At 40.0% G+C, this 12485-nt stretch carries 9 protein-coding genes; 6 read left to right on the plus strand and 3 right to left on the minus strand.

Annotation, left to right across the window (positions count from 1 at the left end):
* The first annotated feature begins 181 nt into the window (after positions 1 to 181).
* The 5 genes from dnaE (at position 182) to RMB03_RS17775 (ending at position 8573) form a co-directional block, all read left to right on the plus strand.
* A complete protein-coding gene (dnaE, locus tag RMB03_RS17755) occupies positions 182 to 3745 on the plus strand; it encodes a DNA polymerase III subunit alpha (RefSeq protein WP_005041278.1) in 3564 nt (1187 codons plus the stop codon).
* Positions 3746 to 3759: 14 nt separating this feature from the next.
* Positions 3760 to 4599 carry an RNA methyltransferase gene (locus tag RMB03_RS17760; RefSeq protein WP_231763576.1) on the plus strand — a complete coding sequence of 280 codons (840 nt, stop codon included), beginning with the start codon at positions 3760 to 3762 and terminating at the stop codon, positions 4597 to 4599.
* Entirely contained in the window at positions 4592 to 5407 is an 816-nt protein-coding gene (cysE, locus tag RMB03_RS17765; protein ID WP_017390494.1) for a serine O-acetyltransferase, read from the plus strand. Before RMB03_RS17760 ends, cysE begins: the two co-directional genes overlap by 8 nt.
* Before the next feature lie 105 nt (positions 5408 to 5512).
* Positions 5513 to 6454 (plus strand): ABUW_2363 family tetratricopeptide repeat lipoprotein, encoded by a 942-nt coding sequence (locus RMB03_RS17770; RefSeq protein ID WP_005041285.1) that lies wholly within the window; start codon positions 5513 to 5515, stop codon positions 6452 to 6454.
* Positions 6455 to 6569: 115 nt separating this feature from the next.
* On the plus strand, positions 6570 to 8573 hold the full coding sequence (locus RMB03_RS17775) for an alpha/beta fold hydrolase (protein WP_311077105.1): 2004 nt from the start codon (positions 6570 to 6572) through the stop codon (positions 8571 to 8573).
* 54 nt (positions 8574 to 8627) lie between these two features.
* Here RMB03_RS17775 and ahpF read toward each other — a convergent pair whose 3' ends face one another.
* From ahpF to RMB03_RS17790, 3 genes are all read right to left on the minus strand, one after another.
* Positions 8628 to 10193, minus strand: coding sequence for an alkyl hydroperoxide reductase subunit F (ahpF, locus tag RMB03_RS17780; RefSeq protein ID WP_311077106.1), 1566 nt, complete (start codon positions 10191 to 10193; stop codon positions 8628 to 8630).
* 179 nt (positions 10194 to 10372) lie between these two features.
* Positions 10373 to 10894 (minus strand): chromate transporter, encoded by a 522-nt coding sequence (locus RMB03_RS17785; RefSeq protein WP_003651290.1) that lies wholly within the window; start codon positions 10892 to 10894, stop codon positions 10373 to 10375.
* Positions 10894 to 11454 carry a chromate transporter gene (locus RMB03_RS17790; protein ID WP_311077107.1) on the minus strand — a complete coding sequence of 187 codons (561 nt, stop codon included), beginning with the start codon at positions 11452 to 11454 and terminating at the stop codon, positions 10894 to 10896. The genes RMB03_RS17785 and RMB03_RS17790 overlap by 1 nt, the downstream gene beginning before the upstream one ends.
* 101 nt (positions 11455 to 11555) lie before the next feature.
* Here RMB03_RS17790 and RMB03_RS17795 point away from each other — a divergent pair, with 101 nt between their 5' ends.
* A complete protein-coding gene (locus RMB03_RS17795) occupies positions 11556 to 12455 on the plus strand; it encodes a LysR family transcriptional regulator (RefSeq protein WP_080026825.1) in 900 nt (299 codons plus the stop codon).
* The last annotated feature ends 30 nt before the right edge of the window (positions 12456 to 12485 follow it).

A 12485-nucleotide genomic window follows, 5' to 3' on the forward strand; every position in this document is an offset into this window, starting at 1 on the left:
ACCTAGAAGTTTGAGCTGGTCATATTTTATAAAAATAATGTCTTTTATATTAAATCTGTACAATAGATGTTCAACTCATTCTTCTTAAATAATAAAATCCTTAACAGTTTGCCAAAATATTAACCATTTCCTTTTAACTTTGCGTGTTAAACTATGCTGCGGTCGCATTAAGGATTGGTTTATGCAGTTTGTTCATCTAGGTATTTATACAGAATTTTCGATTACAGAGTCGATAGTTCGCATACCTGACTTGGTCAATGCTGCGGTTAAAGACCAAATGCCTGCATTGGCATTAACTGACCTCTCTAACCTCCATGCGGCGGTAAAGTTTTATAATTCTTGTTTGAAAAAAGGAATTAAGCCGCTTTTAGGTAGCACAATTCGCCTTGATGATGCTCAACATCGTGTCACCTTACTTGCAATGAGTGATATTGGGTGGAAAAGTCTGACCGAAATCGTTTCACGCGGTTTTATTGAAGGACAACAGCTCAGTATTCCATGTGTACAAAAAGAATGGGTACTTGAACAGCATCAAGACATTATCGTTTTACTTGGCCAGCATAGTGATGTTGGTCAGATGCTTTGCTCATCTAACCCTCAAAAAGCTGCTCCCCTTTTAGAAGCATGGCTCGAAAAGTTTGGTAATCGTGTTTATCTTGCTTTAACACGTACTGACCGTCCTGGTGAAGAAGACTTTATTCAAGAAGCAGCTAAGCTTGCTGCTCAATATAATGTTGGTGTAGTTGCACATAATGATGTGCACTTTGTAGAAAAAGAAGATTTCGAGGCACACGAAGCACGTGTTTGTATCGCTGATGGTTATGTATTAGCAGATAATCGCCGTCCACGGACGTATAGCCCAGAGCAGCACTTTAAAACCTCAGATGAAATGATCGAGTTGTTTTCCGATATTCCTAGTGCTATCGAGAACACCTATCATATTGCCAAACGCTGCAACGTTAAACTACAACTCGGTACTTACTTTTTACCTGACTATCCAATTCCAGATGGTTTTACCATCGACACTTATTTTGAACATTTATCTAAAGTAGGTTTGGAAGAACGCTTAAATTATCTTTACCCTGTTGAAAAACGTGGTGAGGATTGGCCAGAGATTCGTAAGCCTTACGATGAACGAATTGATTATGAAGTCGGTATTATCCTCAAGATGGGTTTCCCAGGATACTTCCTCATCGTCATGGACTTCATTCAATGGGCAAAAAATAATGGTGTTCCTGTAGGGCCAGGCCGTGGTTCAGGTGCGGGTTCTTTAGTCGCATATAGCTTAAAAATTACAGACCTTGATCCACTTCGTTACGATCTACTCTTTGAACGTTTCTTGAACCCAGAACGTGTATCGATGCCTGACTTTGACGTCGATTTCTGTATTGCTGGACGTGACCGCGTCATTGATTATGTATCGCGTACTTATGGTCGCGAAGCCGTTTCACAAATTGCAACTTTCGGAACCATGGCAGCAAAAGGTGCAATCCGTGATGTTGCGCGTGTATTGGGTAAATCTTACGGTTTAGCTGACCGTATTTCAAAAATGGTGCCTACCAAACCGCTCGGTGTGGACTTAGCCACTGCTATTGATATGGAACCTCAGCTTAAAGATATTGTGACCAACCCATCTAACCCAGATAACGACGATGCAAGCGAAATCTGGGAAATGGCATTAAAATTAGAAGGTGTAACCCGAAATACTGGTAAACATGCCGGAGGTGTAGTCATTGCACCAGGTAAAATTACCGATTTCTCGGCTGTACTTTGTGATGCAGATGGAACAAACCGTGTTGCTCAATATGATAAAGACGATGTAGAAGCAGCAGGTCTGGTCAAATTCGACTTCTTGGGCTTACGTAACTTAACCGTTATTGAAGACGCGATCCAAAATATTAATAAAAACCGCGACAGTAATGATCAGCTCAATATCTTGCATGTTCCTCTAGACGACGCTAAAGCATATTCTGTCTTTGCCGATGCAAATACAACAGCGGTATTTCAGTTTGAATCCGTCGGCATGAAACGGATGCTTAAAGAAGCACGTCCAAGTAAATTCGAAGAAATTATTGCGTTCGTATCATTGTATCGTCCAGGTCCAATGGACCTTATTCCTGACTTTATTCACCGTATGCATGGTGGAGATTTTGAATATCTTCACCCCCTTCTTGAAGGTGTATTAGAGCCAACATACGGGATTATGGTTTATCAGGAACAGGTGATGCAGGCTGCACAGATCTGTGCAGGTTACACGTTAGGCGGCGCAGACTTATTACGCCGTGCAATGGGTAAAAAGAAACCTGAGGAAATGGTTAAGCAACGCCAAATTTTCCTAGAAGGTGCTGCTGAAAAAGGTATTGATGAAAGCACAGCCAACCATATCTTTGACTATATGGAAAAGTTTGCAGGCTATGGTTTTAACAAATCTCACGCCGCTGCTTATGCACTCGTTGCCTACCATACAGCATGGTTGAAAGCTCATTACCCTGCTGAGTTTATGGCAGCGGTAATGACATCGGAAATGCAAAACACAGACAGTGTTGTATTCTTGATTGATGACTGTCGAAATAATAATCTTGATGTCTTACCACCATCGGTCAACATGTCGACCTATCACTTCCATGCGAGTAATGATAAAACGATTGTTTACGGTTTAGGTGCAATTAAAGGCGTCGGCGAACAAGCAATGCAGTCAGTTATTGACTCTCGTCGACAATATGGCCCTTATACAGATCTATTCGATTTTTGCCATCGTATTGATTTAAAGAAAATCAATAAGCGTACTCTTGAAGCTTTAATTCGTGCGGGTGCACTCGATTGCTTAGGTATTGAACGTGCAAGCTTAATGGCTCAATTGCCTGAAGCTGTTCAAGCTGCTGAACAAGCTCGAAGTAACCGTGAAAGCGGTATTATGGATTTATTTGGTGAAGTTGAAGAAGTTCAGCGTAAGCCAGCTAAACCTGTAAAACCGTGGAGCGATGAAGTTCGTTTAAAAGGCGAAAAAGATACGCTTGGTTTATATCTAACAGGCCATCCAATTGACGTTTACCGACAAGAACTCAAAGCATTTATTCCTGTAAAACTAAATGAAATTACAGCTACGCGTCGTGGCGTTACTACGGTTTATGCAGGTTTGGTCATTGATGTCGCAAACTTCCCGAACCGAGTTGTTATTGTACTTGATGATGGTACGGCACGTATTGAAGTCAGCTGTAACCATGAGCGCTTCCAACGTTTTAAAGATATCGTTCAAGTAGAACGTGTTGTAGTTTTCGAAGGCGAAATCTATGAACGAGAAGGCTTTGATCGCCCAATGGGACGTTTAACCAAAGCTTTCACCTTAAATGAAATAAGACAAAAACGTGCTAACAGTATTCAAATCAAATTAACAGAAGAGTTCATGCAACCAACTTTGGCAAAAGATCTGCAAAACATGATCTTGCCATTTTGCAATGTAGATATGCATCAACATATCGCTCTACAGTTACAAATTGATCAACCCTATGCTCAAGCCGAGCTTCTGTTTGGTCCGCAATGGAAAGTCGCTCCTCTAGATGAATTACTTGCTAAGCTCAGAGATTATTTTGGTAAAGATAATATTTATATTGAATATCAAGTAAAGTCGAAAGCGGCTAAAGCGGCAGACCCTGTTCGTCCACATGCTGTTGCCTCTCCTCCTGCGGGTATGTCTATGGACGATGCATTGGATTTATACCAAAGCGAAGTTTCTCAATATTCGTAATTTCTGGAAATCTTATGAGTTCGTTTGACCACACCACCGTGTCAAAACAATTAGCACAAGTGCGTATTGTCATGGTAAATACAACTTTGCCTGCTAATATTGGCAGTGCTTTACGTGCCATGAAAACAATGGGACTCATTAAATTAGTTCTCGTAGCACCCAAAACATATCCTCATCCAGATATACAAGCACTTGCTGCTGGTGCCCAAGATTTATTTGAGCACCTTGAGATTGTAGATACCCTAGAAGATGCAATTAAAGATTGCCATTTGGTTTTTGGAACAAGTGCACGTAGTCGCACCATTCCTTGGCCTTTACTGGATGTGCGACCTGCAGCTAAAGAAGCCATTAAAGCAACAGCTCAAGGACAACAAATTGCGATTGTCTTTGGTCGCGAAGACCGTGGTTTAACTAACGAAGAATTAGCACTAGCAAATTACCATTTAACGATTCCTGTAAATCCAGACTATGGCGTGTTGAATGTAGCTCAAGCGATTCAAGTCGTATGTTATGAGCTTCGAATGTCTGCTCTGGAACAAGACCAAGTCGACCAGAATGTAGATGAAATGCCATTAGTGCAAGGTCAAAGCATGCAATGGGATGAACCTTTGGTTACTCAGCAACAAATGGAAGAGTTTTATCCTCATCTGGAAAAAATGCTGACTGAAATTGAATTTTTAGATCCAGAGAATCCACGTTTATTGCCTTTGCGCTTGCGTCGTTTGTTTGGTCGTATACAATTAGATCGTATGGAATATCATTTACTTCGCGGTATTTTTAGTCGTGTACAAGCTCTAACCAGTGGTAAATGGAAAAAAGCATTATCTGACAAGGAGGATCAACCCAATGCTTAAACAGCTTAAAGAAGATATAAAGGCTGTATTTGCGCGTGATCCTGCTGCCCGCAATACACTCGAAGTTCTTACGACTTATCCTGGCATTCATGCAATTATGATGCATCGTGTTGCACATGAATTATGGCAAAAAGATTGTAAAGGTGCAGCTCGCCTACTTTCGTCATTTAGCCGTTTTGCCACAGGAATCGAAATTCATCCGGGTGCTAAAATCGGTAAGCGTTTTTTTATTGATCATGGCATGGGTGTTGTGATTGGTGAAACTGCTGAAATTGGCGACGATGTTACGCTTTATCATGGTGTTACCTTAGGCGGTACAACATGGAAAACAGGCAAACGTCACCCCACTTTAGAAGATGGTGTGGTAGTTGGTGCTGGCGCGAAAATTTTGGGTCCATTTACGGTAGGTAAAGGTGCTAAAGTCGGTTCAAATGCTGTAGTGACTAAAGCTGTTCCTGCGGGTGTGACTGCTGTTGGAAATCCTGCTCGCTATATCTATAAAGATACCGACAAGAACCAAGATAAAGATGAAGAACGTCGCCGTGATTATGCACAAAGTATTGGTTTTGCCCCATATGCGACAACTGCTGATCAGTCAGATCCTATTTTAGAAGGTATGCGCGTTTTGCTTGATCGTATTCAGCACAATGAAACGCGTATGAATAATTTATGCCAGCGTTTATCAGAGCTAGACCCTAGCTTCAAAAAAGAAAGCCAAGATGAACAGCCTTTTAGTGATGAAGAGCTAAAAATACTTGAAGAAGTTCGTCGTGAATGTGGCGCACAAAACAAGATATCAAAAACGTAATATTCTTGATTCATAATGTAACACGCTTACCCTTGCATGTCGGTTTAGCTTTTCCTAGACTTACCAGTACCAAATCTGACTTTACTAAAATGAACGGAAGATCCTATGAATTTTAAGCCTTTGGCATATATCATCCTTGCGACCTCAAGTTTAACAGCTTGTACAATGGCACCCGTAAAAGAACAAAAAATTGAGCCTTTTGTTTTCAAGGAACCAGAGCTTACTCCTCCTTTTTATGCACTAAATCCTTTTAACTATGATCAACCGCCAGCATTTGAAGTTGCGTTAAAAGAAGCTGCTGCACAGCCGGTAACGAAAATGGTGGTTAACCGTCAAGATGATCCAACCAAACAGCTTACTCTCGACACCAATAAACTGATTGTTCCGACTGTAAATAACACACAGCGTTCAATGAAATATGCAGTTTTGGCAGGTGAGAATGAAATTGATGTTACAAGCATTGATGACTTCTTACAGTTAGTAGAAGGCAAAGCACGTCACTACCCACCTCGCTTTACTGACCGCCAAGAACGTAAGGGCTTTGAAAGTAAACTAAAAGAAGTAACACAGCAGCTTGATACACTTGCTGCAAATGAAAATGCATCATTTGATATTTTACTTCGCGCGTTTAAAGCAAGTGTTCTTGCACGCAACCTTGATTTAGGTACTGTTCATACCACTAAATCTTTAGAATATGCTCAAAGACTTTTAAAAATTAATCCAGATGATGCGGAAGCAAACTTTTGGTTCGGTTTTGGCTTATCTGAAGGTGGTGGTCAACGTGAAGCCATTCCATATTTAGATAAAGCAATTAAAGGTAATGTTCAAGAAGCATATCTAGCTGCTGCAAATAACTATATTGCAATGGAGCAGAAGAAAAATGCGATCCAAACACTTAAGAACTATAAAGTTAAATATCCAGATGAAGCGGAAATTGCTGATCGTTTAATTCAAGAAATTGAAAAACAAGGCCGTTGGAACGTATGGCAAGTTTTAACGAACCCTGCAATGTCTGCAACTACTCCTAGTACAACACCAAAAAAATAATCTTAATTTTATAAAAAGGGCTGTTTTGACAGCCCTTTTTTTTATTTGATCATTTGAAAAATATTTTAAAATTTGTATGATCTACCTACCATTGAGCCACTATATTTTGACCATAATGTTTTCAATAAAAAGAAGCAAAACAGTATTGACGGTCATACTCCTCGGTTCAATTCTGAGTGGATGCCAGGTCGTCAATGTTAAACAGCAAGCTTTGAATGTAACTATTGCAAATGAACGTAATAGCATTCTTACACAAGATAAACTCAGCGAAGCCAGTCTGAACGTTTTATCAATGTCTGGTCAGGAAGCTAAAGTTTGTACTGACACACCTGATACCTGTGTAAATCAACTCAAAAATTTACCTCAAATTTTAGATGAACAGTTCTTATCTGCTGCAAGTGAAATGTACCTGGCAAAAGCAATGGCCTTGTCAGATTCATCTAATTGTAAAATTAGTAGATTTACTAAACATAAGTCCGAAGAAGAACAAACGAATATTCAAAGTAAATATGATGATTGCTTAGACCAGCAGTTGAATTTACTGGATAAAAGTATTCGTTATAGCTATGCCTACCTATTCTCAACAAAACGTCAGCCTAATGACCGTATTTTTGATAATAGACAAGTTCAAATTCGAGACTTTTATAATCAAGCCATCGCAAAAATGGTGAGTGTTTATGATTTACGCTACCCTAAAAAAAATGTAGTAGAACCTCAAATACATATTGGTAAAAGTGTCTATTCGATTGATTTCGAATTTCACCAGCAGCTTGCTGGGCAAAAATTAGAGAAGTTAATTTCTAGTTATAATTTAAATTTTTCGGGCTTAAGAACAATTAACCGTCGTGATGGTTTTGGATCTGAATTTGTAGCGGTTTTTCCGAGTTCAGGAAAAGAGGATATTAATGAATATATTTTAGACCCACTTAAATACAATTATAAAAATGGCGTTAATCCAAATATTCATCATGCACGCTATTTGGCTGCAACGATTGTAGCTGAACCAAAAGCGACCACTGTTGAAGAAATTATTAATAATCCTGAATTCGTGATTCGGGTTTACGATCCATACCGGACCGATAATATTAGTGTAGCAGGCAAACAATATCCTCTAGCAGCTAATTTTTCAGCACCTTACGGCCTATGGTTAGCCGAGAATAATTTAGGTGTCGCGGCTTATTTAAGTCTGATTGATCGTGATCAGCATTTAACCATGCCACACCTATATATGCTTGAACCATACAACCCAAATAAGAAAATTATTGTGTTAGTACATGGCCTAGCAAGTAGTCCTGAGGCATGGATTGCTTTGACTAATGATGTTATGGGTGACACGGTTTTAAGAGATAATTATCAAGTTTGGCAAGTTTTCTATTCGACTAATATGCCGATTCTGGAAAGCCGTTTCCAAACCTATGCCCTTCTTAAGCAAGCTTTTGGTTCTTTAAACCCTAATGATCCTGCCGCACATGATGCTGTACTTGTTGGACATAGTATGGGAGGTATTATTAGCCGTTTACTGGTAAGTGATGGAGATATTACCAAGCCTGCTTTAGAGCTAATGACGACACGTCAGCAAAATCGCTTTAAGAAACATCCAATGGTTACTGAACGATTGCAAATGCATTCAATCACTAATTTTGATCGTGCAATTTTCTTGGCTTCCCCTCATCGAGGTACAGATTATGCAGATCGCTGGTTTACATTAGCAGCGCGTAAAGTTATTCGTCTACCTGGTGCATTTTTGTCGGCTGTAGCAACTTCACTCACCACTGAAAATTTAGATGTTAAAGATTTCTTGAGTAATATTGATAGTGGTTTGATTCAAAATGGACCAAGTGATTTGAGTCATCAGTCCAAATTTATGGAGCTTACAGAAAATATTAATCCTCATAAAGGCTTGGTTTTTCACTCAATTATGGGAAACATTACCAAGAGCGATGATCCAAATGTGATTACAGATGGTATTGTCCCTTATAAGAGTGCTCACTTAGAAGGTGCCAAATCTGAGAAAGTTCTTCCAGGTGGACATTCAATTCAGTTAACGCCGCAAGCCGTTTTAGAACTGCGTCGTATTTTACGAGAACATTTAGTCGAACATGGTTTATATAAACCATAAAAATAAAAAGAGCCAAAGGATAACCTTTGGCTCTTTTGTTTCTGGATCTAAATCTTATTGCCCAGAACGGATGATGTAATCAAACGCAGAGAGCGATGCTTTCGCGCCTTCACCTGTAGCAATAATGATTTGTTTGTACGGAACCGTAGTACAGTCACCCGCAGCAAATACACCTTTAACATTGGTTTCGTTGCGGTCATTCACAATGATCTCGCCACGATTGGTTAACTCAAGCTCACTGTCTTTCAAGAAGTCAGTGTTTGGCAATAAACCAATCTGTACAAAGATTCCTGCAAGCTCAACTACATGCTCTTCATCAGTGGCACGGTCTTTATATTTAAGACCTGTCACTTGTGAACCGTCACCTAACACTTCAGTACTTAAGGCATTCATAATCACAGTTGTGTTTGGCAAGCTATGCAATTTGTTTTGCAAGACTTGGTCAGCACGAAGTTTGGTGTCGAACTCAACTAAAGTCACATGCTCAACAATCCCTGCAAGGTCAATTGCAGCTTCTACACCCGAGTTACCACCACCAATCACAGCAACACGTTTGCCTTTGAACAATGGACCATCACAGTGTGGGCAGTACGCGACACCACGAGTACGGTATTCTTGCTCACCCGGTACATTCATTTCTCTCCAACGCGCACCTGTTGAAAGGATCACTGTTTTCGATTCAAGCTTTGCACCGTTTTCAAGTTCAACCTCAACCAGACCATTTGCTGTTTGATCTGCACCAACGATTTTGCTGACACGTTGCAGGTTCATGATATCAACATCGTATTCACGTACATGCGCTTCCATCTCGGCAGCAAACTTAGGACCTTGAGTTTTTTGCACAGATGTGAAGTTTTCAATGTCCATGGTGTCCATCACCTGACCACCAAAGCGTTCAGCCACGATACCTGTGTTAATGCCTTTACGTGCCGCATAGATTGCAGCTGTTGCACCTGCAGGTCCACCACCAATCACTAACACATCAAACGCATCTTTGGCATTCAACGCCACTGCATCTTTTTCAGCTGAGTTGGTGTCGAGTTTTGCCACAATCTCTTCAAGTGTCATACGACCTTGACCAATGTGCTCATTATTTTGGAACACCATTGGAACCGCCATGATTTTGCGTTGTTCTACTTCGTCTTGGAAGAATGAACCATCAATCATGGTTGCAGTTGTGTTCGGGTTATAAATCGCAATCAGGTTAAGCGCCTGTACCACGTCCGGACAGTTATGACAGCTTAGCGATACAAACACATCAAAGTCAGCTTTGAGGTTTAAGCCTTTAATCTGGTTGAGCACTTCATCAGAAACTTTAGGAGCATAGCCAGACACCTGTAACAGTGCCAAGATCAAAGATGTAAACTCATGGCCCATCGGTAAACCAGCAAAGAACACACGAGGCTGTTCACCTGCTTTAGCCACACCAAAGCTTGGACGACGTGTATTGTTGCCATCAAAACGGGCAGTGACCTTGTCAGAAAGTTCAGCAATTTCGCTAACCAGTTCTTTAATTTGAGCAGCTTTATCTGATTCATCTAAAGCAGCAACTAATTCGATTGGACTTTCTAAACGTTCTAGGTAAGCTTTTAATTGAGTTTTAATGTTTTGATCTAACATCTGTTTTTACTCCAATACATCCAAATTCTTTCAATAGGTGCATAGTACGTGAAAACACAAAATAGGTGAAACAGTATGTTTTTATAGATTCGATCGGTTTTTTAGATTTAATTATTATTTACTTCAATCAAAAAAAGCCGACCTGAACTCATCCAGCGCAGGTCGGCAAACTGGTTAAACTAGAGTAACACCACGCCAAATACAGCCCCAGCAATCAGGACATGTAAGGGATGAACCTTTTTAATTAAAGATAATAAAGTTGCAATGACTACCATAATGACAAGTAAAGTATTTATTGCAGCCGCCTCAGAAATAATCCACGCACTGGCAAGTACTGTTCCCACAGTGACTGGTTGTAAAGCAAGCTGTAAAACACGGCGCCATTTCTTATCTTTAAATTTTGACCAACCTCTCATTACAAATACAGTAATAATAGATGAGGGTAAAAATTTGGCGGTTGATGTCACAAGTAAACCCGATAGCCCTGCTACATGCCATCCTACCAACGGTACAATCATCATGTTTGGACCGGGAGCTGCTTGGGCTATTGCGAATAAGGCACTAAATTCTTGTGCCGTCATCCAGTGATGAATATCGACCACTTGACGTTGCATTTCAGGCAAAATTGTATTGCCGCCACCAAAAGCAATAAGTGATAACTGAGTAAAAATGATGGCTAAAGTAAGTAGAACTGCGCCCATTACACACGTCTCCAAATAACAGCTGAATAAAATGACAACAAAACCAACATGGTCAAAAGCAAGGAGATTTTCAGAAAAGCGATGCTGACAATTGCCACTACAACTACACACATCGCTAATGGATTACGTAATAAAGGCTTGAGCATTTTCAACCCTGTTGCAACCAGTAGCCCAGCTGCTGCTGCTGCCAATCCTTCAAAAAGATGCTTGACCATGAGGTTGTCTTGGAACTGCTCATAGACATAATGTAAAAGTACAACAATTACCGTCGGTGCAAAGATTAAGCCAATCAGTGAGCTTACTGCACCGCGAATGCCACGAAACTCCATGCCAATCGCAACAGATAAATTAATAATATTGCCACCCGGTAAAAATTGACACAGACCAAGTAACTCAGTGAATTTTTCAGGACTTAGCCACTCTCTCTGCTCTACAACGACTTTTCGTGCTAAAGGCAACACGCCGCCAAATCCAATTAAACCTAATGTTAAAAAACCTAAAAATAGTTCTGTGCAGCTCGGTACACTCTCCTTCTGCACGGCAATCTCAACATGGTTCATTTTCGTTACTTTTCACTTTATCTGACCAAGATAGAATGATACTTTTATGACATATCTACAAATGCTTTTATTTTCTTTAACCATACCCTAAAGGTATTCCTATGCTAGATTTGCACAAGCTTCATGCCTTTGTTGTGGTTGTTGAAGAAAGAAACATTACCCACGCGGCAAACCGATTATTTATTCAACAGCCGCCTTTAACGCGTTTACTCAAAAAACTGGAAGAAGAACTCGGGACACAATTACTTGTTCGGCAACCACGTGGGATTGAACCGACTGAAGCAGGTTTAGCATTATTTAAAGAAGCACAAATTTTATTAGAGCATGCCAAACATATTCCTAAATTAGTTCAAGATGTCAGCCAAGGTAAAACAGGACAACTCAATATTGGTTTTACAAGTTCTGCAGGCTTGCATCCACTGATTTCATTAGTATTGCGCTCCTATCGGGAAATATATCCAGGGGTACAAACCAAACTTGAAGAAGCAGGCAGCCAAAAGCAATTAGATCGGTTAATCTCCGAAAAACTTGATATCGCTTTTTTAAGAGCCCCTATTAGTCGTGATATTGGGTTAAAACATCTTCATATATTAGATGAGCCAATGATGGTGGCATTGCCTATAGGACATCCACTTACGCAAAAAGAAAAAATTAGTTCAAGTGACTTATCAGATGAAAATTTTGTTTTATATCGTCGTTCTTCAGGACAAGGTTTATATGACAACATTTTATATAGCTGCTACCAAGCGGGTTTTAGCCCACGTATTATTCAGGAGGCGCCTCGACCTACCGCAACATTAAATTTAGTCGCTGCTGGAATTGGTATAACTATTGTACCGGCCTCAATGCATAACTTCTGGGACCATGAAATTGTTTATCGCGAATTTGATAGTTCAATAAAACTTAATGCTCCTCTTTACTTGATTACAAGAGAAAATGAAAATTCAGCCAAAGTGGCAAATTTTATTGATCTTTTACAGAAATTATTGCCTACCATCTAAATTCGCATTAAATATCAATAAAAAAGTGCT

This window comes from Acinetobacter sp. V91_7, assembly GCF_031799075.1.
Lineage (GTDB): Bacteria > Pseudomonadota > Gammaproteobacteria > Pseudomonadales > Moraxellaceae > Acinetobacter > Acinetobacter calcoaceticus.